The sequence below is a fragment of the Flammeovirgaceae bacterium SG7u.111 genome, assembly GCA_034044135.1.
In the GTDB taxonomy this organism is placed as follows: Bacteria; Bacteroidota; Bacteroidia; order Cytophagales; family Flammeovirgaceae.
Genome location: CP139021.1, coordinates 294,538 through 321,447 on the forward strand (window position 1 = coordinate 294,538; position 26,910 = coordinate 321,447).

General features: G+C 41.7%; 22 protein-coding genes. 14 read left to right on the forward strand and 8 right to left on the reverse strand.

Annotated features, from left to right (window positions below):
• The first annotated feature begins 15 nt into the window (after positions 1-15).
• From R9C00_01150 to R9C00_01165, 4 genes are all read left to right on the forward strand, one after another.
• A complete protein-coding gene (locus tag R9C00_01150; GenBank protein WPO36055.1) occupies positions 16-1,458 on the forward strand; it encodes a sulfatase in 1,443 nt (480 codons plus the stop codon).
• 352 nt (positions 1,459-1,810) lie between these two features.
• Entirely contained in the window at positions 1,811-3,172 is a 1,362-nt protein-coding gene (locus R9C00_01155; protein ID WPO36056.1) for a leucine-rich repeat domain-containing protein, read from the forward strand.
• Positions 3,173-3,454: 282 nt separating this feature from the next.
• The gene (locus R9C00_01160) at positions 3,455-4,024 is read left to right on the forward strand and encodes a sigma-70 family RNA polymerase sigma factor (GenBank protein WPO36057.1); all 570 of its coding nucleotides are present in this window, start codon (positions 3,455-3,457) and stop codon (positions 4,022-4,024) included.
• 214 nt (positions 4,025-4,238) lie between these two features.
• Positions 4,239-5,198: a FecR domain-containing protein gene (locus R9C00_01165; protein ID WPO36058.1), complete on the forward strand. Its 960-nt coding sequence runs from the start codon at positions 4,239-4,241 to the stop codon at positions 5,196-5,198.
• A 29-nt stretch (positions 5,199-5,227) separates the two neighbouring features.
• Here R9C00_01165 and R9C00_01170 read toward each other — a convergent pair whose 3' ends face one another.
• Entirely contained in the window at positions 5,228-5,554 is a 327-nt protein-coding gene (locus tag R9C00_01170; GenBank protein ID WPO36059.1) for a hypothetical protein, read from the reverse strand.
• A 405-nt stretch (positions 5,555-5,959) separates the two neighbouring features.
• On the opposite strand from R9C00_01170, the gene R9C00_01175 reads away from it, so the two are divergent.
• The gene (locus R9C00_01175) at positions 5,960-6,796 is read left to right on the forward strand and encodes an energy transducer TonB (GenBank protein ID WPO36060.1); all 837 of its coding nucleotides are present in this window, start codon (positions 5,960-5,962) and stop codon (positions 6,794-6,796) included.
• 102 nt (positions 6,797-6,898) lie between these two features.
• Here the strand turns inward: R9C00_01175 and R9C00_01180 are convergent, their stop codons facing one another.
• Positions 6,899-7,780 carry a nucleoside phosphorylase gene (locus R9C00_01180; protein WPO36061.1) on the reverse strand — a complete coding sequence of 294 codons (882 nt, stop codon included), beginning with the start codon at positions 7,778-7,780 and terminating at the stop codon, positions 6,899-6,901.
• A gap of 255 nt (positions 7,781-8,035) precedes the next feature.
• On the opposite strand from R9C00_01180, the gene R9C00_01185 reads away from it, so the two are divergent.
• The gene (locus R9C00_01185; GenBank protein ID WPO36062.1) at positions 8,036-8,377 is read left to right on the forward strand and encodes a hypothetical protein; all 342 of its coding nucleotides are present in this window, start codon (positions 8,036-8,038) and stop codon (positions 8,375-8,377) included.
• A gap of 12 nt (positions 8,378-8,389) precedes the next feature.
• Here the strand turns inward: R9C00_01185 and R9C00_01190 are convergent, their stop codons facing one another.
• Both R9C00_01190 and R9C00_01195 read right to left on the reverse strand, forming a co-directional pair.
• Positions 8,390-8,731, reverse strand: a complete 342-nt coding sequence (locus R9C00_01190) for an SMP-30/gluconolactonase/LRE family protein (GenBank protein WPO36063.1) — start codon at positions 8,729-8,731, stop codon at positions 8,390-8,392.
• Between the two features lies 1 nt (position 8,732).
• Positions 8,733-9,137 carry a hypothetical protein gene (locus R9C00_01195; protein ID WPO36064.1) on the reverse strand — a complete coding sequence of 135 codons (405 nt, stop codon included), beginning with the start codon at positions 9,135-9,137 and terminating at the stop codon, positions 8,733-8,735.
• Positions 9,138-9,735: 598 nt separating this feature from the next.
• Here R9C00_01195 and R9C00_01200 point away from each other — a divergent pair.
• The 3 genes from R9C00_01200 to R9C00_01210 all read left to right on the forward strand — a co-directional run bounded on the left by R9C00_01200 (position 9,736) and on the right by R9C00_01210 (position 16,414).
• On the forward strand, positions 9,736-14,865 hold the full coding sequence (locus tag R9C00_01200) for an amino acid permease (GenBank protein ID WPO36065.1): 5,130 nt from the start codon (positions 9,736-9,738) through the stop codon (positions 14,863-14,865).
• Position 14,866: 1 nt separating this feature from the next.
• Positions 14,867-15,409: a GNAT family N-acetyltransferase gene (locus R9C00_01205; protein ID WPO36066.1), complete on the forward strand. Its 543-nt coding sequence runs from the start codon at positions 14,867-14,869 to the stop codon at positions 15,407-15,409.
• Positions 15,410-15,655: 246 nt separating this feature from the next.
• Positions 15,656-16,414, forward strand: coding sequence for a mechanosensitive ion channel (locus R9C00_01210; GenBank protein ID WPO36067.1), 759 nt, complete (start codon positions 15,656-15,658; stop codon positions 16,412-16,414).
• Between the two features lie 22 nt (positions 16,415-16,436).
• Here the strand turns inward: R9C00_01210 and R9C00_01215 are convergent, their stop codons facing one another.
• Positions 16,437-17,372 carry an ADP-ribosylglycohydrolase family protein gene (locus R9C00_01215; protein ID WPO36068.1) on the reverse strand — a complete coding sequence of 312 codons (936 nt, stop codon included), beginning with the start codon at positions 17,370-17,372 and terminating at the stop codon, positions 16,437-16,439.
• Between the two features lie 150 nt (positions 17,373-17,522).
• A complete protein-coding gene (locus R9C00_01220) occupies positions 17,523-17,843 on the reverse strand; it encodes a hypothetical protein (protein ID WPO36069.1) in 321 nt (106 codons plus the stop codon).
• A gap of 387 nt (positions 17,844-18,230) precedes the next feature.
• Here R9C00_01220 and R9C00_01225 point away from each other — a divergent pair, with 387 nt between their 5' ends.
• Positions 18,231-20,114, forward strand: a complete 1,884-nt coding sequence (locus tag R9C00_01225; GenBank protein ID WPO36070.1) for a hypothetical protein — start codon at positions 18,231-18,233, stop codon at positions 20,112-20,114.
• A gap of 9 nt (positions 20,115-20,123) precedes the next feature.
• Here R9C00_01225 and R9C00_01230 read toward each other — a convergent pair whose 3' ends face one another.
• A complete protein-coding gene (locus R9C00_01230; GenBank protein ID WPO36071.1) occupies positions 20,124-21,440 on the reverse strand; it encodes a gluconate:H+ symporter in 1,317 nt (438 codons plus the stop codon).
• Positions 21,441-21,728: 288 nt separating this feature from the next.
• Between R9C00_01230 and R9C00_01235 the strand changes: the two genes are divergently transcribed.
• Positions 21,729-22,502 (forward strand): TIGR00266 family protein, encoded by a 774-nt coding sequence (locus tag R9C00_01235; protein ID WPO38752.1) that lies wholly within the window; start codon positions 21,729-21,731, stop codon positions 22,500-22,502.
• Between the two features lie 352 nt (positions 22,503-22,854).
• Here R9C00_01235 and R9C00_01240 read toward each other — a convergent pair whose 3' ends face one another.
• Positions 22,855-23,796, reverse strand: coding sequence for a hypothetical protein (locus R9C00_01240; GenBank protein ID WPO36072.1), 942 nt, complete (start codon positions 23,794-23,796; stop codon positions 22,855-22,857).
• 385 nt (positions 23,797-24,181) lie between these two features.
• Here R9C00_01240 and R9C00_01245 point away from each other — a divergent pair, with 385 nt between their 5' ends.
• The 3 genes from R9C00_01245 (at position 24,182) to R9C00_01255 (ending at position 26,727) form a co-directional block, all read left to right on the forward strand.
• The gene (locus R9C00_01245) at positions 24,182-25,126 is read left to right on the forward strand and encodes an aldo/keto reductase (GenBank protein ID WPO36073.1); all 945 of its coding nucleotides are present in this window, start codon (positions 24,182-24,184) and stop codon (positions 25,124-25,126) included.
• 109 nt (positions 25,127-25,235) lie between these two features.
• A complete protein-coding gene (locus R9C00_01250; GenBank protein WPO36074.1) occupies positions 25,236-26,255 on the forward strand; it encodes a zinc-binding alcohol dehydrogenase family protein in 1,020 nt (339 codons plus the stop codon).
• Between the two features lie 67 nt (positions 26,256-26,322).
• Complete coding sequence (locus R9C00_01255; GenBank protein ID WPO36075.1) at positions 26,323-26,727, forward strand: L-rhamnose mutarotase; 405 nt, start codon at positions 26,323-26,325, stop codon at positions 26,725-26,727.
• The last annotated feature ends 183 nt before the right edge of the window (positions 26,728-26,910 follow it).

The following is a 26,910-nucleotide window of genomic DNA, read 5'->3' on the forward strand; positions in this document are numbered from 1 at the left end:
AACCTTTGAAAACAGATGAGAATTTTTAGTTTAATGTTAACCATTCTTCCCTTGTTGGTTTCTTGCGGTAGCGCACCAAAATCGGAAAAGTTGCCCAATATTGTTCTTATCAACGTTGATGACCTCGGCTGGAAAGATGTGGGCTTTATGGGAAGTACTTATTACGAAACGCCCCATCTTGATGCTTTTGCACGGGAAGGGATGGTATTTACCAATGCGTATGCGGGAGCGGCAAACTGTGCGCCTAGCAGGGCCTGCTTACTTTCTGGGCTCAATACGCCGAGGCATGGGGTGTACACCGTAAGCCCATCGGACAGGGGGAATGAGAAGACCCGTAAGTTGATTCCAATCAAAAACACCAAACACCTGCAAGACTCGATCTACACCCTCCCGCAAATGCTAAAGTCGGCAGGGTATGTCACCGGTAGCTTTGGCAAGTGGCATGTGGGCGAAGACCCAAATGAGCAAGGGATAGACTATAATATAGGAGGGAGTGGAAGAGGCAACCCTGGGAAAGGGGGGTATTTTGCTCCGTATAACATAGATTTTATAGAAAATGGGCCTGAAGGAGAATACTTGACTGATAGGCTGACGCAAGAAGCTATTTCTTTCTTTGAGAATAACAAAGACACTACTTTTTTTGCCTATATCCCTTTTTACACTGTGCACACGCCACTTATGGGTAAAGAAGAATTGGTAGAAAAGTATAAGCCCAAAACTGGGGTAGATGGGCAAGATAATCCAACTTTTGGGGCGATGGTGAGCGCCATGGATGAAAATGTAGGGCGAATTTTCCAAGCGCTCGAAGCCCTAAGTCTTTCCAAAAACACTTTGGTCATCTTTACCTCTGACAACGGTGGGATTAGGGATATTTCTTATCAGAATCCTTTGCGTGCGGGAAAAGGATCGTATTACGAGGGAGGGATTCGTGTGCCGTTGGTGATTCGTTGGCCGGGCAAAGTGCTAGAAGGAACAACGAACGGCAGCAATGTGAGCAACCTAGATTTTTATGCCACTTTGCAAGAGCTTGCCAACCCGAAGAAAAAAGCTCAAATGCTCGACGGAATAAGTTTAGTGCCGCAATTTCAGGATACTTCTTATGTGGAAAGAGACGTGTATTTCCACTTTCCTATCTACTTGCAGGCTTACAATAAAAAGGATGATGGGGGGAGAGACCCTTTGTTCAGGACACGTCCAGGCTCGGTGGTTATCGCTGGGGATTGGAAGCTGCACCAGTATTTTGAAGATGGCGGGCTGGAGCTTTACAACCTGAAAACTGATGTAGGGGAAACAACAAATATGGCTGAGGAAAACCCCGAAATAGTCCAAAGACTATTGGGCAAACTTGACAACTGGCGACAAAGAACTGGAGCGCCCGTACCTACTGAACAAAATGGAAAATATGATCCACTTTATGAAAAATCACAGATTGAAAAAGTATTACAAAAAGGGAAATGATAGTCTTGTAAAATAATATGTTGAGCCTTTGATTTTTACCAGCCTTGTCATTGTTTTTCTGCAAAATGGAAAGTTCCCTAGCAACCGAAACTAAGTTGTTTCGATAAGGGATTGGTGTTATATAGACTTGGTTGGTGAGTTTCCAACGATCAGGACAATGTGATTTATCACATTTCTTATGGAGGGTAAGTTTTAGAAAATAAAGGTTAGAAAATGTAGAGATCCTCAAAGTGAGTGTCTTTTTTGTAGGAAGGTGTGATGTTTTTATGTTAAAACATTGTTAAACTAAATAAAAAGTTTTATAACTAATTATTTAGTTTTATATTTATGCTATCACTTAACTTCCATAGATATGAAAAATAGCTCTTTCTTTTTTTGTTTGATCCTATTGCTTTCCACCTCTGGCTTGGCTACTGCCCAGCGGTTTTCAAGAGAAGTTACCTTTGAAAATCCTGCTGACTCTATAAAGCTCGACAGCCTTTACAAGGAGCTGTCAAGAAGAAGCAGGGCTGAAGGCAAGATTGATCAGAAAGATATTCTTTGGGCTCAAATAAGGGAGCTTCGGGCAAAGGGCTGGCAAGATATTATTCCCTCCAAAGGTTTTGTTACCTACGAAGAAGCTCTGCAATCGGGCGAAACAAAAAACATTCGAAAACTCACGATTGATCGCTACCCTGAAAAGACATTGCCAGACCTCAGTCAGTTTTCCAAGCTGGAAGAGCTAGAGATTATCAACAGCTCCGTGAAGAATATTTCGAGGAGTAGGCGCTCCCTCAGAAAGATAAAAACGATTGCTATTTACAACAGCCAAGTAGAGGAAAAGCTGCGGTTGGGAAAATTACGAAGCCTCAAGAAACTTGAGCTGGCATATAATCCAAGTGGCTTTGTCCCTAGCAATACTTCAAAAACGCGAAAGCTTCGCTCTATTTCCTTCAAAAATCAAACGCTAGTGGGGCTAAAGCTGAACATCAAAAGGAACAAGAAACTGGAAGAGCTTATTTTTGAAAATAGTGATTTTGAAGGGAAGGTAAAAATCAGTGAAAGCAAGTCGGTGAAGTGGTTGAATATTATCAGATGTGAGCTTACAGAAATACCTGATTTTGTCTTTAGTTTTCCCAACCTGGTAAAGCTCCAGCTTGCCCGAAATTACATCGAACATGCACCGGCTCAACTTGCCCAACTCCCAAATTTAGCAAGTCTGTCATTTTACGAAAACCAACTAAAAACTATCGATTCTGCTGTTTTTACGCTTACCAAGTTAGAGGATGTAGATTTGTATCATAACCAGCTCACCAGCCTGCCAGAAAATATTGGCAACTTGGAAAACCTAAAGATTTTCTATGCTTCTTTCAACCAGCTTAGGGAAGTGCCGGAGTCTGTAGGTAAGCTTTCCAAGCTAGAACAGCTGTACCTCCATCACAACAAACTGAGCTATTTGCCTGAGGGAATTACTGGGCTTCAGCACCTCAAAGTGCTTCATTTAAACAACAATTATTTCACTACTTTTCCCCAGGGAGTAGTGGCGCTAAAAAAGTTGAAGGAGTTTAAGATTTCGCACAATCATTTGGGGAGTATCCCTAAGGAGTTGATCGAGTTGCCGCATATCAAAACCTTGTTTGCTGATGAAAACCCGCTAGAAGAACCATTTTTGAAAAAGGAACTTGGGGTGTTTCAGCAAATGGCGGATAGTGCAAAAATCAATTTTCGCTTGTAAATTATACTCTGTTGTAGGTTTGGGGTATTAGGTTATAACAAAAGCCACGGTCGTTCACTAATGAACGACCGTGGCTTTTGTTTTATGCAAAAAAAGTCGCCAAATAATGGCGACCCTTTTTAACCTCTCTAACTTAAAACACTCATTGAATTCTGCTTTTTTCTATTACAAATGTGCTGGGTAAGCCCTGATTTTTTAAACAAAATGGAGTGATTGGGAATTAATTATCATTAAACAGGATAATTAGAGAATGAACTGGCGTTGGATAAACCTAAAAAGACATTGAGAGAAATAGTACAAGAGCTGAGGAGAAATGACAAAAATGCCTTAGAAAGGCTTTTTAGGAATAACTACTTGAAGTTGGTTACCTATGCCACAAAGCTGTGCAACAACAAAAAAATGGCAGAAAGCATAGCAAAACACGTGTTTGTGAGTATTTGGGATGAGCGGGAAAGCCTTCCCCAGAAGGTAGATTGGGGGACGTACCTGTTCCAGCAAACCCATTTTTATTGCAGGGCGGCATTCAATGCAGATAAGCACGATGCCAATTCTGTTTTTTTACCTAGCAAAGCTTTGGCCAACAAAGAATATCACCCCCATCTTAGAGAGGAATGTGAGTTAGAGCACCGGGTTTTTCAAGCTATCTCTTCCCTTCCTGCCAACGAGAAAAATCTATTGCTCATGAATAGGTTTGAAGGGGTTTCTTTTGAAAAAATAGCCCAAACGCAGGGTATGGAAATAGCAGAAGTAGAAAAGGTAATAGCAAGTGCTGTGGAGAAATTACATAAGCAATTGGAGGCTGATATCCCTGTTATTCTCACTATTTCTATGCTTTCCTTCATAATATCTTGACATTAAATAGCCCTGTATCGATCAGAAATAGGGTTTTATATGATATAATGAGAGCTTCTCAAAACAGTTTCGTTTTTCAAATCGTTAATATCACAATTAATAAAAACACATCCACCACCGAAGAAGAAAGCTAGTTGCTTGTGAATAAAGGCAAGTATTTTAGATAGCCATGAAAAATGTAGGGAAAGACATAACAACGACCATAATTAGTTTTATGTGCCGAAAGCATAGCGATGAGCAGCGTGCTGCATTTGAGAAGCAAATAGAAAACAATCCTGAGCACGAAATGCTGAACGACGAGCTGAAGGGATTGATGGATTATGTACCTCGCTCAAAATTTATGCATCAGTGCGACATAGACGAAGCGTGGCAAGGAGTTTCCCAAAAAATAGCAGTGCCTTTGGATCAGCGTTTGAAGAAAAGTTCTCGAAAAATATATTGGAAACCGATAGCTGCTTCTTTGGCTATCTTTTTTGTACTGGCTGCTGCTTTCAGTTTTCTTTCTAATAAGAATGATGTTGATGCTTTTGTTATCATAGAAAGCAATCAACACGTAGAGCAGGTCAACCTGCCCGATGGTTCGAAAGTTACGCTAAATAAGCATTCTACACTTACCTACCCTAAGGGATTTAACAAAAACAAAAGGGAAGTAGAATTGGAAGGAGAGGCTTATTTTGAGGTTGCTGATGGTTACAAATCATCTTTTGTAGTGGAAACAAAAACTGCGAGGGTAAAGAGTGCAGGAGATGAATTTAGCATATGCTCTTACAGAGAAGTAGACCACGTGCAAGTGATGGTGGATAAAGGGGAAGTACTCTTACAAAACTTTTGTATTTTCAAAGATACGGCTCCTGTTGCAGCTGGGAATTGTGCTGTTTATATGAAAAATAAAGGGGACATAAATGTTGCTGCTCACCAAGATCCTAACTACTTGGCGTGGAAATCTGGAAAAATGGTTTTTGATAATACAGACTTGGCAAGTGTATTCCAGTCTCTTGAGCACCTTTACCATGTAAAAATCACCTCGGATACACTGGTAAGAAATCTACACTTGTCAGGATCATTCAACTACTGTACCCTCGATAATTTTTTAAAAGAATTGAAAGGGAAATTACCTGTACATATAGTCCACCATGGTGATTCGGTAAATATTCAACTAGCTCGCCGTCTCTAAATTAGATAAACAAACTAGTTCGCCGATTTCTATACCTGCTTTTTCTTTTTCCCCTGCTTCTGCAATAGCTTTATTAGCTCATCTTTATCTTTTAGTTGCTGTTTCAACAACTCTACCTGCTCTTTTAGGTATTTGATCTCCAATTCTTTCGAGATTTCTGTTACATCTACGTCAACCGTCTCTTCGGTTTCGCCTTCCCACTTCTTCTTAAATTCTTCAAAAAGATCGGTAAGCTCATCAATACCCTGTTTTCCAAACGAGGTAGCAGTATTTCCTACTTGCTCAAATCCTTTAGAGATAAACTCTTTGGTGAATGCTTTAAACATTTTTTCGAAATTATCGTCTTTCTTTTCCATTAGTGTACCGCATCAAAAGTGAAATATTACCTGAATATACGATCAATATTCAAAGATTGTCAATTGATTTTTGTGACTTACCCATCACCACGCTGAGTGGCAATAAAACTTTATATACGGCAAGGCTTGTGATATGCTATAAATCATAGGTGTTTATGCTTTCTAGTGATGGAATCGTTGATAATAATATAAATTTTAAATGTATTTTTTATGAAATTTATATAGAAGCAACCTTCCTTATGCTTTTTTAATTAATAATCATCAAAAAAAAGGAAAAACACTCTCAAGTTGACAAAAGTCATCATTCGTGGTGACCCCTATCATCACTCTCGCTACCGCTATGCAGATATATTTGATTAAAACAATTACAAACGTTGCCATTATCCATATAAAACAAAAATAACCATGAATAATATATTAAACACAATAGGGTTACCGGGCACAGTGGTTGCCTTTGGTTTACTCGTGGTTGGTATAATTGCCCTGTTCAGGCTTTACATCAACAGACAAGCTCATAAAGCCTTAAGTATGAACAAGGCGCAGGTGAATAATCATTTGGTAAAAAAATATCGAGGGGCTGACACTGGAAAGTTCCGAGGCATATTTTTCAACTTAGGTCTTATCCTTTCTCTAGGGTTTGTACTTGCCTTATTTGAATACAAGGATTATGACAAGGCAGAGCTAATGGTGCTTACTGGCGAAAGAATCGATTTTGATGAAATGCAGGAAGTGCCCCCAACAGAGCAAAAGCCCCCTCCACCGCCAAAAGTTAGGGCTCCTGAAATTGTAGAAGTTCCAAACGAAGAAGAGATTCAAGAAGAAATTGAGGTGGATTTGGATATGGAAGCCGATGAGGAAACGATAGTAGAAGAGGTGCAAATGGTAATAGAAGAGGAGCCTGTAGTAGAAGAAGAAGCTGAGGAGATTTTTGAGATAGTAGAAGAGAGTGCGGCGTTTAAAGGTGGTATCAAAGCTTTTTACCAATACGTAGGAGATAACCTCAAATACCCAAGAAAAGCACTAAATATGCAGGTTTCTGGTAAAGTATATGTTCAGTTTGTGGTAGACAAAGACGGTACTATCACCGATGTGAAAACCATAAGGGGTATTGGCTATGGCTGTGATGAAGAAGCAGAAAGAGTATTAAGAATCTCTCCTAAATGGAAAGCTGGTAAACAAAGAGGTAAAGCTGTGAAGCAAAGAATGGTCATCCCTATTTCATTCAAGCTTGCAGATATATAATAGTTGATTGTATAGAATTAAAACAATAAATTTAGTTGTAAAAAAAACTAAGGGCGAGTGCTGATGCATCTCGCCCTTTTTATATTTCATTTTAGACTTCCATCAGAGTAGAAGTGTGCGTTCCAATACTTTTTTTATCAATTCGTCCACTGCCTTTTTGGGGTCTGGAGAAAACTCTTGGGTAGCCCTGTTGGCAATAATGGCATTGCAAGAAAGCATTTCGTGCCCCAAAATCCTACCAAGCGCATAATAAGCAGAAGTCTCCATTTCAAAGTTGCTCAGCTCAAAATCTCCTTCTTTGTAGGAGCTCAGGTTGTCCATTAGCCAAGGGAGCTTTAGCTCGTAGCGTAGCTTTCGTCCTTGGGGGGCATAAAAGCCAGGGCTAGTAACGGTGTTGCCCTTTACCAAACCTTCCCCCACTATTTCCAGTAGTTTTTCCGAACTATGAACGCAGTAGGGAGTAAAAGGCAAGCCTATTAGCTCTTGTAGTTCGTTGCCTATTTCTTGTTCCTCCTTGGTTAGTTCAAGTTCATAAAAACACATGAGCGTATCTAGCCCTACCCCTGCCTTGGAGGCAACGTGGCTGTCGTACGGGATAGAGGCTTGCATACTTCCCGAAGTGCCTATTCGGATGATATTGAGCGCTGTATGTTTGGCTCTGTCTTGCCTAGTAGACAGGTCGATATTTACCAATGCATCTAATTCGTGCATAAGTATTTCAACATTGTCTGTACCTATTCCAGAGGAAATTACGCTCAACCTTTTGCCCCTATAGTAGCCCGTGTGGGTTACAAATTCTCTCTTGGAAATTTTATATTCGACCTCATTGAAATACTTACTTACCATCCCAACTCTATCGGGGTCGCCAACTGTCAAAATAGTATCAGCTATTTGGTGAGGAAGTAGGTTTAGGTGGTAAATGCTGCCGTCTGGATTTAATATCAGCTCGGATTCAGGATAAAAGTTTGGTTTTGTTTCGGACATGCTTTTTTAAATTGTTGAAGGTGTTTTCTTGAAAAAACCGAAATTTTATTGGATATTGCTATATAATGAAATCAAGCTATGTATTCAATTTCCTCCCTATGATATTTTTGAGAAAAAAGTGAGGATGCCTACATGGAGTTTTAAAAATACTCTTACCCCAAAAAGAATTGTCAAAATTGGCACTAAACATACAAACCCAAATGTAGGTCTTGGTGTTATAGTTAAAAACCGATATTTATTTATAGTCACCTTAGTATGAAAACGATTGAAGAATTATCATTAGAAAACATCGTACAAATAGAAAAGTACCTCAGTGGAAAAATGAGTAATAGAGAAGCAAATGCTTTTGAAGAAAAGTTGAGGCGCGATGAGGAATTGTGTGATGATTTTGAGATGATAAACGAGGAGATAAATAAAAAAGGTAAGAGTCTTCGCTGGGGATATAATCCTTATTCCAATCCTCAAGATCGTAATGTGGTGAGGATGGAACGTAAGAGGCAAATAGGAAAAACCTTAACTGGAAATGGCTTTTTAGCTCTTGCAGTTATGTTGATTATGGTTGCGATTTGCGCTGTAATGATAGCTGTGGCAGGCTAGGTTTTTAAGGGATTACTCCTTCTTCCCTAATTTTAATTTATAAAGTCCCAGCTGTGCAGTAACAAATAATGTTTTTCCATCTTCCCCACCAAATGCACAATTGGTAGCCACTTCAGGAGATGAAACAGTTCCTAAGTAGTGTTTTCCCTTGGCATCAAAAATACCCACTCCACCTGATCCAGTGCAGTACAAGTTTAAGTTTCCCTCAATATCTACTTTCAGCGCTTCAGATCTTCTCTTTCCTTCAAGCTCCCAAAAAAAGTGAGAGGTAGCGTATAGTAAGGTGGGCGCATCATTATTATTTGGCAAAAAAAGCCCGACTAGCGGGCTTTTGAATTTCTTTGATGGAGGCAAATTAGTTTACATCAACTCTGTAAGCCTTCCATTTCCATTCGTGGTTTTTATTGCGAGCAGTTCCCTCAATCAATCCTTCGTGCACCATTGTGCCCTCATACACGGAAAAATTGTTGTTATAGCTAAAGTGGATAACGCCCTCAGATTGTTTCCATACATCGTTGTCAGGAGTTACATCGTGAGGATGTGTGGTGAACAATTGTCCATTTGCGGCAAAGTGAAGTTGGTACGAAATATCATCGTCTACATAATGCCAGATAGTTTCAGTTATATTATCTTCTATTCGAACTGCCTCGTCTTCTATTCGGACCGTTTTGTTGTCGCCTTCTGACCCAGAAACTCCAATACCTGTTACCTGAAAGAGCAGGCTTGCCAAAACAAGAGTACTTAATTTGATAAACATCATGATAGTTTAATTTTATAGCTTCAGTTTAATCCAGTTAGTCGTTTTTACCCATCCAGAATTGCGGATAAAGGTATTTTGTTAGGTCAGATTCTGATGTTGTGTTTTTCAGTTTTTAATTATCTATAAAACAAAAGTAATGAATTATATAAATAATATTACATGACATTAACTTCTGGTAACATAAAGGCAAACTAGCTTAATTTGCCTCTAAGGCAATTTACTGCATTATATACACTGAGAAACGGATATATAAACAAAATAAATCATACGTGTAAGGTTTTTTGGGTTTTCGTAAAAAAACAGGCTTAGGTTTATAAATTGTATAACTTGGTATATATTGTTTGATCAAAAAAATAGGCTCTTTATAAACCTGCTTGAGAACTCAAGTAATGGAAAATTTTTAAGATGGGCAGTGAAGAAGAAGGTCAGAGACTGGAAAAAATAAAACTCCAAAAGGTTATTTTTCTAACTTCACTTTAATATTTAAACTATCATCCCTAAACTAGGTTTTCTGAGGTATCAAACGTAACAATAAAGAACCGAAACAAAATACTACTTCCAAGGGCTGTTCATCTAAATATTGAACAAGTTTCAAACTATGGCTAAAGCAAGAAAATTCGGAACATTTGGGGGAGTTTTCACCCCATCTATCCTCACTATTTTGGGTGTGATCATGTACCTAAGGTTGCCCTGGATTATTGGGCAGGCTGGGCTGTATGCCACCTTAGGCATTGTGTTCATTGCCCATCTTATTTCAGCTACTACAGGGTTGAGTGTTGCCTCCATCGCTACCGATAAGAAGGTAAAAACTGGGGGTACTTATTATATGATATCCCGAAGCTTGGGCTTGCCCATAGGCGGTACGCTTGGTTTAGCGCTTTTTGTAGGGCTCGCATTTAGCGTCAGCTTGTATCTCATCGGTTTTTCCGAGAGCTTTTTGGGCTACTGGGATTTTGAGGTCACCAAAAATAATATCAGGATTGCAGGGACAATTGTGTTGGTAATTGTTACTACGGTCACGTTCATCAGTACTTCGCTGGCTATCCGCTCGCAGTACATCATCATGACCACCATTATTCTGAGTTTGATATCGGTGCTGCTGGGTAGCCATGATCTCCATCCCGTAGTGCCTACCTTAGAGCCTATTGCCGATGCTGCTCCTTTTATAGTGCTTTTTGGAATTTTCTTTCCTGCAGTAACAGGTTTTGAGGCTGGGGTTTCGATGTCGGGAGATTTGGAAAACCCAAAAAAATCTATCCCTATGGGGACTATAGCAGCTATTGTGGTTGGTTTGTTGGTGTATGTCGGGTTGTCTTTTTACTTTTCCTACACTGTAGCTCCTGAGGCCTTATTTGGAAACAAGCAAGTACTTTCCGAGATCGCACTTATCCCCGAATTAGTAGTAGCGGGAATTTGGGGAGCAACACTTTCTTCTGCCTTGGGTAGTATTTTAGGTGCGCCACGGATTTTACAGGCGACGGCGATGGATAAGATTACGCCTAAGGTTTTTGCCAAGGGTGTAGGGGCGTCCAATGAGCCTAGGAATGCGGTCATCCTTACGTTTATCATTGCCGAAGCAGGTATCTTAATTGGTGAATTGGATATCATTGCCCGAGTGGTTTCCATGTTTTTTATCACCACTTACGGCTTTTTGAACCTGAGCGCCACCATAGAAAGCTGGGCAAGTTCTGATTTCCGACCAGAGTTTCGCATCCCTCGTTTTGTGAGTATCATAGGAGCACTGGCGTGTTTCATTGTAATGATACAGCTTGATATTGTTGCACTAATTGGGGCAACTATTCTATTAGGTTTGGTCTATTTGTACCTCAAAAGAAAAGAACTCACCCTTTCTACAGGCGATACGTGGAGCAGCTTTTGGGCTTCCCTTGTTCGGGTAGGTTTGGGCAGGCTTTCCCTCCAAAAGTCGCAAGTCCGCAACTGGCGACCCAATATCATCCTGTTTAGTGGAGCGGGCCAGCAAGACCGACGACACCTGTTGGATTTTGGAACGGCAGCCATTGGCAAGTTGGGCTTGCTCTCCAACTTTGAGCTGATAGAAGATAAAAAAACGACCGCCGTCATCAGTAGGAATTTGCACCAAGAAAGCAAAGATTCGAACAGTGAAGATGGCGTTTTTACCCGTACGCACACCTGCCAAAATGTGTATGACGGTATCGATACCATCACGAGTACTTTTGGGTTTTCGGGCGTAGACCCGAACACGATCTTGATGGGCTGGGCGCCTCATACCAAAGAACCTGTGCGGTTTACCCAATTACTAGGCAAATTCCAGCAGCAGGGCATGAGCATTTTGCTGCTCAATTACCATAAGGAGCAGCAGTTTAAAGATAGAAAAGAGGTAGATATTTGGTGGGATGGAAAAGGGAATTTTATCACCTTCGCCCTCACTTCGTACAAATTTTTACTTTCTAATATAGATTGGAAAAGGGCAGATGCGCGGCTGATAATTTATACCAACGAGCCGATAATCGACACCACCACGGTGTACAAATACCTCGGGAATTTGCTAGAGGAAATGAGGCTCAACTTGGAGATAAAGATTGTGACCTTGCCTTTTGGCGAAGACCAATTGTACAAACTCATCCAAGAAGAGTCAAAAGATGCAGGTTTGGTGATTACTTCTTTGCCCAAAATAGAAAATGGGAACGAAGCAGAAGTATATGCCAAAACCAATGCCCTGACGCAAATAGATGCTTCGGTGATGTTTGGTTGGGCTTCGGAAAGCTTCAGTGATGTGGAGATAAAAACCGCTCCGCTAGAGGTAGTTCGACCCAAAAAGATTTCGGAAGACAAGAAGTTGCTACCACTTTTAGAACGACCCAATTTGCCTCAAAAAGTAAAAGCTCGCACCGAATTGGAACAGCTTTTTGACGCTACTCAGGGGCAAATAGTGGCGGCATCGGACAGGGGAATAGACCCTATGTTGCAGCTTAATGCCAGTTTGGTGGACGAGGTGGTCAAAATCTTGAGAAAGGGGAAAAACCAGTTGAGTCGCTTGGTGAAAAATGAATCTCCTACGTTGGTAAGTGATGCCTTGAACGCAAGGGAAGAAGCATTGCAAAGCCTGATAGAAGTATTTGAAAGCAGGAGGGATGAAGATATTGAAAGGCAAAATGATTTTTTTGAAAATGTAATAACTTTGGTAGGTGGCATAGCGACGCCTGTGCAAAACTTGCCTTATACGCTAGAAGTGCATTATTCCAAAGAGGAGCTAGATGCCAATAAAGAACTGTTGGGGAAATTTGGTTTGGGGCAGCGACTGAACTATCGCCTTTTCAAAAAAGATGCGACGTACAGAATGCGTTTTCGCAAGCTGGTGGCAGGGTTTTACCTCAGCCGAGGGCTGCGCTCCGTGCGCCGAATGAGCGAGCAGATGATGGCTGAATCGAACGGATTTTATCACCAAATCCAAGTAGCTCTTTTTGATTATAACAAAAAACTAAACCCTGAAGAATTTTCACCAGACGATACATCGCTGGAATTCCTCAACCAGAGTATTGGCAAGCTTACGACGATAAAAAAGGCAGATGGAGAGCGTTTCATTTCTTATCGAAATACGTTGCTACTCAACAACCTCAAATATTTCGAGCAGATTTCGGAACATATAGACGACCTTACGGCAAACCAACGTACGAAAAAAGGCTTGAAACCTTCCAAAAAAGACAAGGCTTTTCTCGATGTGTTCGATGGCTTGGCAGGGACTTGGAAGGCAAATGAAATTGCCAGTATTAACTTCCTTATTTTAGAATTGCACCTGCTGAGGTTTAGCAATTTGGTGGGGCGAGAAATTGGCAAACTCAAAGATAGCTTGAAGTACAACCTTCAGGAGACCATAAAAAGCTACGATCCGTACATAAAAGCTTTCCAAAAACTGGAACGCCAAATCAGCACTGCTAAGCAGCCTACGGCGGATTTCCCTTCGGAAAGTATGCCGCTAGCGCTACAAGAGCGAAGTGCAATTCAGCAGTGCGTAGAGCAGATTTTGAAAGGAATAGAGCAGTTGCCAAATAGCTTGGTGGTGTTGGATATAGAGGCGCTTGGTAGTAGCGAACAAGAGTGGCTCAATGAGTTGGAAAGTTTGGAGATTTTCCCAGCCAAAACGGTGAACTTCTTGGTGAATACCGAGTTTGTGGACGAGCTGCCGAAGCTTCCCCAGCAACTTGGGAAAGACTTGGTAGAAGCTGGGCAGGTGATAAACGATGCGGTAAGGATTTCGACATTTAGCGTAGAAAATACTACGTCGCAGGAGTGGGAAAGTGAGGAGAAAAGAAAAGAGGTAAAAAGCTTGGTGAAGGAAGAAAAAGATCGGCTGAAAACCATGACCGAATCTTTGGAAACGAAGCTCAATGAAAGATTGGAAGAACTGGACGAGCTTTTGGACGATTTATACGAAAAGCTGAACCCGTATGCGGTCATCAAGCTTGCCGACAACCTTTCGGGCAACCTTCGGGCACAGACCCAATCAAAAGTATTTTACAATGTAGAAACCTTGTTTAGGTCTATAAGTGAAAATATAGAATCGCAACTGATAAACTTGCGCTACCGCCGCAGCGAGGGCGTTTTGGCGGCTAGAAATTTCCAAAAGAAGGAAAATAGGGACAGCTCGTGGATGGCGGGACTGATCGATATTTCGCGAAAACTTCAGCCCAAAGCTGAGGTACTGGACAGCCTTCCGTTTTTCTACAAACAACTCTTTTTGAGCGGACACGCAAGTGGGACGGAGCTGTGGCTTGGAAGGGAAAAAGAACTCCAATTGGCAGGGCAGGCTATTGACGCATTCCGAAGAGGAAACTCGGGCGGAATCTTGGTGACAGGCGAGCCTGGCGAGGGCAAGGCCTTCCTTTCATCGTTTATCGCCCAGCGCTTTTTCGATAAAAAACATTCCTTCACGGTAAATCCACCAGAAGAGCGGTCGATCTCTTTGGAGGGCTTCACACTTGCCCTCCAACTGGCTACGGGCAAAGGCGGAACCATTGACCAAATAATGACTAAAATCCCAGAGAACTCAGTGTTGGTGCTCAACGATTTGGAGCTTTGGTGGGAACGCTCGGTAGGGGGCATGGTAGTGATAGAAGAGTTGGAGCGGTTGATAGATCGCTATGGACAGAAGTGCTTGTTCATCGGAAATATCAATATTTACACCTTCAAGCTCATCAACCAAATGCGGGATTTGGAGTCGAGTTTTATTCGAATTATTCGCTGTCGCCCGCTCAATGCGGAGGAACTTCGCAACGTGATTATGCTGAGACATCGCTCAAGCCAACTTAGGTTTCAGCTCGATACTGTGGATGAACGACAAATTTCCAAATGGAAAATTGCAGGCTTGTTTACCAAGTATTTCGATTTCTCGAAAGGGAATGTGGGGGTTGCCCTCCAGTCGTGGATTGGGAATATTTATAAGGTGGAAAATGGCGTGGTGCACATAGAGCAACCTACTCCTATTTCGCTAGCTGTCTTCCAAAAAATCCCAGCCAGTTGGGTGATTTTATTGGTGCAGTTGCTGCTGCACAAGCACCTAACTTCCAAAGATATCAGCCGCCTGCTCGACTTGGATGAGCTGGATGTATTCCGCATGCTCAATGCTATGAAACGCTCGGGGATAGTGGCAGAGAATAAGGGCTATTTTGAGATAGAACGGTTTGTCCGACCTGTGGTGATAGAAGCCCTACTCGAAAATGAGGTGATTAGTGATAAGACTTTAAGTTAAGGTGAAAACGTATTTGTTTACATCGGAAAGGCTTGGGTTTAGGAATTGGGAAGAGAGCGACATTGCCCCCTTCCACGAACTAAACAGCGACCGAGCGGTGATGGAGTTTTTTCCAAAACTACCTTCTTTAGCCGAGAGCAAGGCTTTTGTAGAGAGAATGAAGGGCATGTACGAAGAGAGGGGGTATTGCTATTTTGCCGTCGATCTGCTCAAAACCCAAAAGTTCATAGGGTTCATTGGAATAGCTTATCAAGACTACGCAGCGGATTTTACCCCTTGTGTAGACATTGGCTGGCGGTTAGCCAAGTTGGCTTGGGGAAAAGGCTACGCTACCGAGGGGGCAAAAGCTTGTTTGGAAGTGGCTTTTGAGAAGTTTGGTTTAGAAGAAGTCTATTCCTTGGCGCCTGCTGTGAATCTTAGATCCACAGCCGTTATGGAAAAAATAGGGATGGAAAAGCAAGAGTATTTCAACCACCCAAAGCTAGAAGATTATCCTTCTTTGAAGAAATGTGTTTTGTATAGGAAAGTGAATAGTTCTCTTTAAATGGAGTTAGGATTCATTTTGACTCTTGACGGACATTGATAATAGTTACTGGTTGCTAGTTTCTTGTTACTAGTTTTTAAAAGAAACAATATAAAGTTTCTCCATCTAGTAAAGCTTTAATAACTGGAAAGTTCAGAACCGCAGCGGCGGACCGTCAGCAACTCGAAACCAGTAACGCTTAAACAGGAGCTAAAAAATTAGGCGATGATCAAGTTCAATATTTATGTTGTTTATTAATTTGTTGTAATGAAAGATTTGACATTTGATATTTCAGGCATTGCCCTCGTGGAAGTATTGGTGGTGGGCGTGGCGCTTTTTATCCTATTGAGAATTGCTTTTTTGGCACTCAGAAGGATTAATTTGAGGAGAAAATCGCAAAAAATATGGCAGCGGTTTTTGCCCATAGCCGAAGCGGTTATTTGGTTTCTGTTTTTTGTTTGGGGAGCTAAAATTTTGCTCAACGATCCGCTGTGGTACTCGATAGTTGTGCTGCTAGTAAGCGTGGTGATTATGATTTGGGTGGGTTGGTTTGCCCTCCGCGATGTGGTGGCAGGGCTGATTTTGCGCCTCGATGCTGCTCTTTCCGTCGGCGAAAAGCTGAGCTTGCCTTTTGCCCAAGGGCGAATCACTTCTATGGGCTTTCGTTCTCTTTCTCTAGAGTCGGACAGGGGCGAGGTGATAAGCGTTCCCTATAGCAAAATAACTGGGGAAATGCGGGTAAGCGCCCAGCCTTCCCAAACGGTGCACAGCCAAGCCTTCCGCCTAAAAGTTCCGCAAACAGAAGACCTTGAAGGAGTCATAAATAAAACAAAAACACAGCTGCTCACCGCCCCTTGGTTTTCGCTCAACCGTGAACCGCAAATCAAAATCTTGGAAGAAAATGAAAACTACTTTTTCCTAGAAGCCGTCATCTATGCCATAGAACCTACCTACTTCGAGAAAATCAAAAAATACCTGATGCAGGCAAACGAGGATGTGGTGGTTTTTAATGGAAAACTAGAGTAGGGTAGAAAAATCTAGTAAGTTTTTATTTATACTTTTCATCTAGTTTTTTACCAAGCTCAGTTATTTCTTCAAATTTTGCTAGCGATGCCAGCCAAAATGGAGGGATGTTTTTGCCGCCATAATACAAGCCTGCGAGCCCTCCTGCAATAGCAGCTGTAGTATCGGTGTCGTGCCCAAAATTTATAGATTTCAATACACACTCTTCGAAAGAAGTTGAAGTGAGGAAGCTCCAAAAACTAGCTTCTAATGATTCGATAACATACCCACCTGCGTTGATAGAAAGCGCATTTAAACTTCTGATATCATCCTTCATGAGCCTTTTGAAATGAACTTGCTCGTTTTCGGAAAAATCAATTTCTTTCCAAAAATTTACAATGTCAGTTTTAGTCTTGAAGTAAGCTTCTTCTTTTTTAAGTCCATTTATCAAATATTCAGCAAATTTTAGGTAAATCATGCAGCTCATTGCGGCCCTTATATGTTTGTGGGTGAGCGCCGAGTTTTCCCAAACTACTTCAAATTGAGCCTTTATTGGTTGTTGGTAAATTTCAAAAATAAGAGGAAGAATCCTCATTAATGAACCGTTCCCATTGTCCGATTCATCAGCGGCATACTTTAAGCGTTTGAATTCTTCAGAGTTGCCATTTGCCAGGATAGTTTCTAGTTCGGATATGCTTTTTGCCGTAGTCATTCCGATGTCAAATACCTCATTGTGAGCTGTCCAATAAGCTTCATTTTTCCATTTGACAAAGTTGATAGCAACAGCTTCTAACGTATATTTTTGGATGAGTGCTTCCGCTAAGCAAAAGGTAAGTGAGCTATCGTCTGACCAAGTTCCAGCGGGTTGGTTGTGAGTTTTAAACCCAACCATATCCTTGGCTGGAGCTTTCAACATTTGTTCACGCGAAGAAAATTCGTAAGGAACGCCAAGCGCATCTCCAATGGCTATTCCAAGTAACATGTTAGTGCCTATTTCTTTCATCCTAATCGAATTATTGGTGACTTGATTGATTTATAGGACTAAATCTACCATATTCAATATGCTTTGAGAGTATTCTGTGAGAAGGAAATGAAAAAATAAAAAAAAGCCTCTTGCAAAAGAGGCTTTTCACTAGAGGTTTTCTTCTTGGAGCCGTTGCTGGAGCTTGCCCAGAATAGCGGCTTTTGTTCGCTGATCAACATCTAGTTTGTCGAGGATCAGCTGGGCTATTTCCCCAGCCCGTTCCAAGCCTAGGTGGTAAATGCTATTTAAGTTACTATTGAATGCGTTAAAAAGTTCGGTGTCTTTTTCTACATGTACCACAACTTTGTCGTCGGCACAATTGATGGCATGTTCTTTCGAAAATTCGAGCCTAAGGCTTTCCCCAGGAAAACCGAAACTTCTCTCCCAATGTTCGCTGGTTGTTTTGATAAAGGTTAATTTGGTGCTCATCTTTCTGAAGTTTAGCTGGGTTTGCGATTGATTAACCGGGGAGCTGTTGGCCTACAAGAATGCGATAAGAACCAATGCAATTAGCCCGGCAATTAAAATAAATGGCATGGCAGTTTCATCGTACCATCGCCAACTTTTAGATAGTAATAGTTTTAAGCATTTAGAGGCACTGTGGTGTAAACATGGTTTCATAGTTTGCAGGATTTTTGTCTTCAGTACTATTGTTTTCAAAGGCTGTGCCTTCGGTGTTAAATAATTGGTTTTCAAATTTATACTGCCTTTTTTGTTGCTTAGGAGTTGTGCGAAAATGTACACTTTTTGCCTACCCCTAACAAATCCGTACAGTTTGGTTTTAAATGGTAAAGTTAGGAACTATTTTTATTGAATATGGATGATAGTGTTTTTCGCAAAAAAATTGAACTTTATACTTCCCAATACAATGCTTTAAAACTAAAGGCAAAAAAGCTTTCGGTGGCTAGGCTCTTCGCCTTTGTGTCTTTTTTTATTGCAACTGTTTATTTAGCCAACAGTAGGGCGGGTATAGGCTTTTACATTGTCCCATTTGTATTGTTTGCCTGTTTTTTTCTTCTGGTAAATAGCTATACAAAAGTCCAGTTTTTACTGAAGCGTACTGCTTTGTTGAAAACAATCAACGTAGATGAAATAAAACGAAAGGGAATTGAACTTGAAAAGTTTGATGGGGGAAATGCGTATGCAGATGAATCACATTTTTACACATCGGATCTTCATGTTTTTGGGGAGTATTCTATTTTTCAGCTTATTAACAGGTGTGTGAGCAAGGAAGGTAAGGAAAAGTTGGCGCAGTGGTTGGGCAAGCGTGAAGTTAAAGCTGTGGTAGAACAAAGGCAAAGCGCTGTAATAGAATTAGCAGGAAAATTTGATTGGCGGCAAGCTCTACAAGTTTCGGCTATGCATTATAAAGGGGCTGGGGCTGGAATGGGCAAATTGGTAACTTTGGTAAAAGAACCGAGGTTGTTGGCGAAGTCATTTCTTTTCTACAAAACCTTGTTGTTGTCAATGTCAGTTTTGTCTATTTCAGCTTTGAGCTATTTTGTGATGAACCTCAAATCTGTAATAATTGCCTTGGCAGTAACAGGAGATTTAGTTTCTTACATTCCTGTTTTTCCCCTTCTAGCAGTGGTTGCGATCAACGCATTTATTCTTCGTAGAAAAAAAGCTGCAAGTGAGGATGTGATTTTTAAAACCCAAAATTTTATGGGTGCTTTAGGCGCTTTTCAACAGATGGTTTCTTTAATAGAAAAGGAAGCGTTTATTGCCGAACTATTGGTAGGATTAAAAAAGGAATTGCGTCAAGAAGCCTTTTTTGCGAGCAAAGAGTTAAAGAGACTGAGAGAAAACCTATTGGTTTTGCAATTGAGAGGTAGGGAAAATGCTCCATTTGCGAGCAATTCTTTTTATTCTTTGCTCAACTATCTCTTTCTGCTCGATATTTACTGTTTGCTTCGTTTGGAGCAATGGAAGCTTCTCCATTCAGAGCATTTTGAAAAATGGGTAAGTGCCATGAGCGAAGTGGAGGCTTTGAGTAGTTTGGGCGGGTTTTCTTATCTTAATCCCCATTATTCTTTCCCACAAATTTCAGATAAAGATTACCTACTTGAGTTTCAACAGTTAGGGCATCCTCTTATTCCAGAAGACCAACGGGTTTCCAATGATTTTTCCTTAAACGAACAAGGGCAAATTTGCCTGATTACGGGTTCAAATATGTCAGGGAAAAGTACTTTTCTAAGGACTGTGGGGGTAAATATGGTGCTTGCTTTTGCAGGAGCGCCTATTTGTGCAAGTGCTGCCACCATATCTGGATTGACTATTTTTACTAGCATCCAAACCAAAGATAGTTTGTGGAAAAGTGTCTCAGGTTTTTATGCAGAACTCAAAAGGATTGAGCAGTTGTTGAAGTTGCTTAAAACTGATGAGCCAGTGGTGTTTTTTATTGATGAAATAATGAAAGGAACGAACTCTTTGGATAGGCAAGTAGGGGCGGTTTCCCTTGTGAGGCAACTAAGCAAGCTCAATGCTTTTGGCATGATTACCACTCACGATATTGAACTGAGCAAGTTTTTGGAAGATGCTGAAAACGTGCTAGACTATAGCTTTAATAGCAGCATTGAAAAGGATGAAATTTTATTTGATTATAAAATAACAAAAGGGCGTTGCCAGAATTTTAATGCAAGTGCGCTTATGAAGAAAATTGGAATAGATATCCTTTCGGATATCCATTCCAAAAAATGATTTTTTTCTTTACACAAACTGGTTGACCAACAGTACACCCAGCAAGCCCATTACCGAAACGATGGTTTCCATGGCAGACCAAGATTGGAAGGTCTGTGCAATGCTGAGGTTGAAGTATTCTTTGAACATCCAAAAGCCGGAGTCGTTCACGTTGGAGAGCATGAGGCTGCCTGCGCCCGTGGAGAGCACCATTAGCTCGGGGTTGGCGGCTTGGCTCTGGATAAGGGGCAAGACGATGCCTGCCGTAGTGAGGGCGCTCACCGTGGCAGAGCCTAGGGCTATGCGAAGGGATGCAGCGATTATCCAAGCGAGTACGAGCGGGGAAAAGTCGCTGTCTTTGAGGATATCGGCGAGGTAATCGCCCACGCCGCTGTCTATCAATACTTGCTTGAATGCACCACCTCCACCGATGATCAACATAATCATGGCAATGCTTTTTACCGATTCGGTGAGTGTTCCCATTACTTCTTTTACATCCTTCCCTCGGTTTATTCCCAAGGTGAAAATGGCAACTATCACGGTGATGAGCAGGGAGATTATAGGATCGCCTATAAAGGTAAAAAACTCATAAATAGGCTCGCCTTCGGTAAGCTGAAGCTTGACTATGGCGGCTATGCCCATGAGGAGCACAGGTAACAAAGCGGTTGAGACGCCTACCCAAAGTGGGGGCATTTCGTCTTCGGGGACTACCTTGGTATCGAATAGCCCTTTGGGCGGGGTTACTTTAATGTTTTTGAGCAACCTGCCAAACATAGGCCCTGCCAACACGATGGTTGGGATGGCGATAAGGATGCCATAGACGAGGGTCATTCCGATATCGGCTTTGTAGATGACCGCAATGGCAGTAGGACCAGGATGGGGAGGTAGAAAGCCGTGGGTAACGGAGAGCGAGGCTACCATAGGGATGGCTACATAGAGCATAGGCAAGCCTGTAGAGGCGGCAATGCTAAATACCAAAGGAATGAGGATGACGAAGCCTACGGAGTAGAACATGGGAATTCCAACGATGAACCCGGTGAGTACAATGGCCCACTGGATGTGTTTGATTCCAAAGCTTTTGGTAAGAGCCGAAGTGATTTTTTGGGCTGCGCCGCTTTCGGCTATCAGCCCGCCGAGCATGGCGCCAAAGCCCAGTACCAATACTAAATATCCGAGGGTGGCGCCTACTCCTTTTTGGATGGAGTCGACTACATCGTTTACGTTCATCCCCTCGGCTATACCGACCCCAAGGGCGACAAGAATGAGGGCTATGAAGGCATTAAGACGGAAGGCGATCATCAGTACGAGCAGTACGAGGATGCCTAGGGCAACAATTACTAATGGCATGATTTGAGTAGTTTCAGTTGTAAAACAAGGTTCAATGTGAAAGGTGCAGTCTGCACACGTTCCCAATTATACTGTTTAATCTGTGAATAGGGAAAAATATGCTCAGGTTTATGAGCCAATGCTACTGTTTTGTTTTTTTGAATGGTATTGTTATACTTCTTTCTGCTGAGGAGCGTAGTATTGTTTATTGGAAAAATGGAGCGTATAAAATTTGCAAACTACGGGACTTTGCCTTTACTTAAGCTAAAGATTTGAATATTGAATTAACCTACACTGAAAATAGTTATGATGAATTCTCATGAAATAGATTATAAAATTATTGGGCGGTCTATCCAGATAGTGGAAATAGAGCTGGATCCTGGGGAAACGGTGATAGCCGAAGCGGGAGCGATGGTGTATATGGAACAGGGAATCAGTTTTGAAACAAAAATGGGGGATGGGTCTAACCCTATCTCAGGCTTTTTCTCCAAATTGGTGCAGGCTGGTTCGAGGATGCTTACGGGCGAGTCAGCATTTATGACGCATTTTACCCACCAAGGAGTAGGGAAAGGGCATGTAGCCTTTTCAGCACCTTATCCAGGTACTATTGTTCCCATTGACTTGAACAGCACGCCTGGGAAATCTTTAATAGTGCAGAAAGATGGCTTTTTGTGTGCGGCGTTGGGGACAAAAATTTCGGTGCATTTCAATCAGAAACTAGGCTCGGGCTTGGTTGGGGGCGAAGGGTTTATCTTGCAAAAGCTAGTGGGAGATGGGATGGCATTTATCCATGCTGGCGGAACGGTGATAGAGAAAGAGTTGCACGATGAGGAGCTGAGGATAGATACGGGCTGCGTAGTGGCTTTTGAAGAAGGGATAGATTTTGATGTGCAGCGAGCTGGTGGATTGAAGTCTATGCTATTTGGTGGTGAAGGCTTGTTCTTGGCTACGCTGAGGGGAACGGGTAAAGTTTGGCTGCAGTCCATGCCTATCCGTAAGCTTATCCAAGCTATTTCCCCTTATGGAAAAAATACGACGAAGGGAAGTAGCTCTATTTTAGGCGAGTTTTTGTCGGATGATTAGATGATACGATAATTTGATGATGTGCCAATGTGCTGATTGGGTAGGAGCGTGAGGAAGGGGTAAGTAAAAAGAAGGAAACAAAAACCAGTGTCGTCCCGCACGTAGATGCGGGATCTCCAACCCATGCACCAGCAGGTATTATGGAACTTTCTCTTTTGAAGAGCAGTGGTGCATTTCGGTGCAGTAGTAGGGAGATTCCCACTGGGCGTGCCCCACTTTCGTGGGAATGACTCGGATTGGGGAGGCTTCCTGATCAGGTAGGGAATGAAGGATTGCTAATAGATTGGATACAAAAAAAGGGAAGCCCACGCATTTGCGTGGGCTTCCCTTTTTTTGTAGAAAAATCCGTTGCTTATTCTACAATGATACCACGGGTCTTTTTCACTTGAGCGGCAATGTTTTTGAACGTATCGTTTTCCAATACTTCGTCTTCTTTGCCAGCTTCTATCAATTCTTCTATACCTATTAGGTCGTACATATCGAAAAGGTTTGAAACCTCAGTTCTGATGGCTACCACTTCAGCATCGTCGTCACCAAGCTCTTTCAATACGTTTACCAATTTGCCTAAAGGATCTTTTTGCTCCAATACAGTTTTAAGTAAACCATTAAGGTCTTCTTTCTTTTTAGCTTCTGGCGCATCAGCAGGGTAGTTTTCTATAAGCGTAGTAGAAATGTAAAGCCCTTCTACAAAACCACCAGCGGCTACTAATGCAGAAGTTCCAAAACGCTCACCTTCATAAAGGTAATCTTTGGCCAAAGAGATTGACTGGTTTACGATGCTGATAAGCGAGTCCTTGTCTGAAAGGTTAGCCTCAAAACGCTTGGTCATTGAAGTTTGAACAGCATTGTTCACGCCCAAATACTCCGAAAGTTTTTGTGTGGCTGTGAGATAGTTAATAGCGTCTTGTGTTTTGCTGTAAGCACACAAATACCCGAGGTCAGAAGAAAGTACGCCAAGGTTCATGGCAGCTTTGCCATTTGTGGTCATGAAGTCTTGCGCCTTAGCAGCAGGAACCAAAATACCTTGATCGAACTGAGCACCTACTTCTTCCAAGATTACTGGAACTTTGGTTGGGCTAGGTAGCTCGTCGAGCATCCTTTCGAAATCTTCCATTGCGACATCCATCGTTGTGATTTCTTCGTCTAAAACAATTTCCTCTCCATCGCCTGCGGTTTCATCTTCAGTCTCTTTTTTGGACTGTGAGCCGCAACCGATCAATAGCATAGGAATAACTAAAAAGAGCAAAAACTTGCTCTGTTGTTTGATAATTTTTTTCACCAATAAACTCATCATGACTTTTTTGAATGGTTCACCAAATAAATAATTTTTGACAATGCAAGTTATAAACAATTCTGCTTTTACAGTAATGCTATTAGCGAATAATTGGTTGGCTGGCTCAAAAAAGAAAGTATAAGGGGGCTTGGTGCTGGCTAGAAGCAAGTTTTTGGGTTTGCTACTTTGGTGTCTTCGAGGGTGATTTGTGCAAGCCTTTTCGCAAATAAAATTTGCAAAGCACTTTGGTTTGGAGATAAATTGAAGGTGAAAATTAACCAATTAAGACCTGTGCAAAAGAATGTCTTTAGCTAGTAATATGCGTTTTTTTTGCTTAAAAAGCCATACTTGATGTGTAAAAGTACTGGCTGTGTGGGTCAATAAAATTATAACCCTTATCAGAAAAATGATGAAACCAACATTTAAATCCGATATTCGGCACGAGACGAATTTCAACAAAGGCAGTCGCTTAGTGTATGGGACTTCTGGCTTAGGTGGAGTATGGGGAGAAGTAGACGAAAAAGAGTCGATCGGTTGTTTATTGTACGCTTTAGAACATGGCATAATGTCTTATGACAGTGCGCCTTCTTATAATAGAGCAGAGGAGTTTTTGGGGAAAGCCTTGGCACAGTGGAAAGGTGAAAAACCATTTGTGAGTACTAAAGTGGGCAGGTTGCCAGCCGAAAAGGCAGATGAATGCTATGTGGATTATTCGGCGGCTACTATGCGGCAGAGTGTGGAGCGAAGCCTAAAACGGTTGGGTGTAGGGCAAATTGACCTACTCTTTTTGCATGAGCCACATTTGGTTCCGCTAGAGCAAATGGACGATATAATGGAAACATTGATTTCCTTTAAAGAAGAAGGTTTGGTCGCTCAACTTGGCGTAGGAGGGAACCCAACGGACGGGTTTAGGCCTTATATAACTGAAGCTAACTTTTCCGTGGTTTCGGGCTTTTTGAAAATGGATGCTTGTAATCTTTCTGCATTCGAAAAAGATGTTCCTCATTTCCAAAAGGAGAAGGTTTCTTATTATGCGGCATCTTCCCTTCACATGGCGTTGCTGGGGACCAGGTTTGAATTGTATTGTGAGAACCCTCCTAATAATGAGTGGATTACCAATAAAGACGTAGCAATTGCCAAAAAGATAAACGAAATAGCTAAAGAACAAGGGATTTCCCTACCTACTTTGGCACAGCGCTATTTGTTTTCTGTAGAAGAAGCGGACAGAATAGTGATGGGCGCCAGAAAAACAGAGCAAATAAAAGCAAGTTTGGAAGACTGGGAAGCAGGAGGGATAGAAAAGGACTTGTTCGACCAGATAACGGGAACTATTCTGACCAAAGGCAAATAATTTTGCGAAAGAATTTCAAGTGCACGGAAACAGTTAGTAAGTTTGGGTAAGCGCCTTTTCTTGAGAGGGAAGGCGCTTAATCCTGTCATATTTACTAACCTAACATTAGATGAAAACAATTGTACTTGAAAAGCCCGGAAAGTTGGCTTATGCCGACCGGCATTTTGACTTGAGGCTCCGTCCTGACGAAGTATTGTTAAAGGTGCGAAGGATTGGGATTTGTGGATCAGATTATCATGCTTTTGCAGGCTCTCAGCCGAATATGAAATATCCTATTATTCTTGGCCATGAATTGGGTGTGGAAGTGGAGGAAGTGGGCAAGAACGTGGCCAACTTGAAAGAAGGGGACAGATGTGCGGTTGAGCCTTACCTCAATCCAGTTGCCGATCAGGCTGTAAAAAATGGCTTTACTAATTGCGGAGACCACCTCTCGGTATTTGGGCTACATGAAGATGGCGGCTTGAGGGAAAAGATAAAACTACCTGCCAAATATCTCCACAAATCAGATAAATTGAATTTTGATGAACTTGCCTTAGTGGAATCGCTAGGGATAGGTTGCCATGCGGCAAACCGGGCACAGGTGAAGTCTTCGGACTTGGTATTGGTAGTGGGAGCAGGGCCTATTGGCTTGGCTTCGGCTGTTTTTGCCAAAGCGAAAGGGGCTAAAACGGTAGTGTTGGAAATAAACAAAGCTCGTCTGTCCTTTTGCAAGCATAAAATGGCTTTTGACGGGACGATAGAAGGCGGGGGCTCTGATGAACTTTCGAAAATAAAAAATAGCTTTGGAGGAAATTTACCAACCGTTATTTTGGATGCTACAGGTAATAAAACCTCTATGCAGCATGTGATTAAGTACGCTTCTCCAGGCGCTCGAATTGTTTATGTAGGCTTTTTTCTAGGAGATTTTTCTTTTTCAGACCCTTATTTTCATACCAAAGAACTTTCGCTCATAGCTAGCCGTAATGCAACGACTTCCGATTTTAGGCAGGTGATAAAGATGATGGAGGAAGGTGAGATAGATACTCGCCCATGGATTACGCATCGTGCTCCTTTCGACAAAATGGCAACTTATTTTAACGATTGGCTGAAGCCAAAAAGTGGGGTAATAAAAGCAATGGTTTCTTTATAATATCAAGAGTTGCCTTAGTTTTGGGGTAATAACTTTACTGGAAAAACAGAACTAAGAAACGTTAGAAATGGCAGAAAGAATTAAGGTTCCCTACAAGAGGTATTGCAAAACACTTAAGCTGGAAAATAATGCTGAGCTTATTGCAAAGTACAAAGAGGCGCATGCAATAGGAGCAATTTGGAAGGAAATAGAAGCGGGGATGAGGGAAGTTGGGATCCTCGATATGGAGATTTACCTTACCGGAAACACTCTTTTCATGATAATGGATACGGTAATAGACTTTGATCATGAAGAGGCTATGGGGAAGTTGGGGACGTTGCCTAGGCAACAAGAATGGGAAGCCTATGTGTCAAATTTCCAAGCAAGTGGCGAAGGGGCAAGTGCCGATGAGAAATGGCAATTGATGGAGCGGCTTTTTGAACTTGAGCAAGTAGAAGCTTTTGAACCTTTGGCAGGGCAAGTAAAAAAGTGATTTTTTGAACTAAAAATGAAGTTTTCTCACTAACTAAGGCAAGTTTAGTACAAGCTTTTTGTTGAGTAAGCAAGTTGGAAAGCTAGGGGCAAGAAGAAGATATTGGAAAAAAACTATCATCGCTCTAGCAAAAAAGGATAACTTTGGAGGCAAGTCGCCTTTTACCAACTATTTAAGCGAATC

Coding starts and splice junctions, on each gene's coding strand:
- R9C00_01150 (WPO36055.1), top strand. CDS start 16: ATGAGAATTTTTAGTTTAATGTTAACCATTCTTCCCTTGTTGGTTTCT.
- R9C00_01155 (WPO36056.1), top strand. CDS start 1,811: ATGAAAAATAGCTCTTTCTTTTTTTGTTTGATCCTATTGCTTTCCACC.
- R9C00_01165 (WPO36058.1), top strand. CDS start 4,239: ATGTGCCGAAAGCATAGCGATGAGCAGCGTGCTGCATTTGAGAAGCAA.
- R9C00_01170 (WPO36059.1), bottom strand. CDS start 5,554: ATGGAAAAGAAAGACGATAATTTCGAAAAAATGTTTAAAGCATTCACC.
- R9C00_01175 (WPO36060.1), top strand. CDS start 5,960: ATGAATAATATATTAAACACAATAGGGTTACCGGGCACAGTGGTTGCC.
- R9C00_01180 (WPO36061.1), bottom strand. CDS start 7,780: ATGTCCGAAACAAAACCAAACTTTTATCCTGAATCCGAGCTGATATTA.
- R9C00_01185 (WPO36062.1), top strand. CDS start 8,036: ATGAAAACGATTGAAGAATTATCATTAGAAAACATCGTACAAATAGAA.
- R9C00_01195 (WPO36064.1), bottom strand. CDS start 9,137: ATGATGTTTATCAAATTAAGTACTCTTGTTTTGGCAAGCCTGCTCTTT.
- R9C00_01200 (WPO36065.1), top strand. CDS start 9,736: ATGGCTAAAGCAAGAAAATTCGGAACATTTGGGGGAGTTTTCACCCCA.
- R9C00_01210 (WPO36067.1), top strand. CDS start 15,656: ATGAAAGATTTGACATTTGATATTTCAGGCATTGCCCTCGTGGAAGTA.
- R9C00_01215 (WPO36068.1), bottom strand. CDS start 17,372: ATGTTACTTGGAATAGCCATTGGAGATGCGCTTGGCGTTCCTTACGAA.
- R9C00_01220 (WPO36069.1), bottom strand. CDS start 17,843: ATGAGCACCAAATTAACCTTTATCAAAACAACCAGCGAACATTGGGAG.
- R9C00_01225 (WPO36070.1), top strand. CDS start 18,231: ATGGATGATAGTGTTTTTCGCAAAAAAATTGAACTTTATACTTCCCAA.
- R9C00_01230 (WPO36071.1), bottom strand. CDS start 21,440: ATGCCATTAGTAATTGTTGCCCTAGGCATCCTCGTACTGCTCGTACTG.
- R9C00_01235 (WPO38752.1), top strand. CDS start 21,729: ATGAATTCTCATGAAATAGATTATAAAATTATTGGGCGGTCTATCCAG.
- R9C00_01240 (WPO36072.1), bottom strand. CDS start 23,796: ATGATGAGTTTATTGGTGAAAAAAATTATCAAACAACAGAGCAAGTTT.
- R9C00_01245 (WPO36073.1), top strand. CDS start 24,182: ATGATGAAACCAACATTTAAATCCGATATTCGGCACGAGACGAATTTC.
- R9C00_01250 (WPO36074.1), top strand. CDS start 25,236: ATGAAAACAATTGTACTTGAAAAGCCCGGAAAGTTGGCTTATGCCGAC.
- R9C00_01255 (WPO36075.1), top strand. CDS start 26,323: ATGGCAGAAAGAATTAAGGTTCCCTACAAGAGGTATTGCAAAACACTT.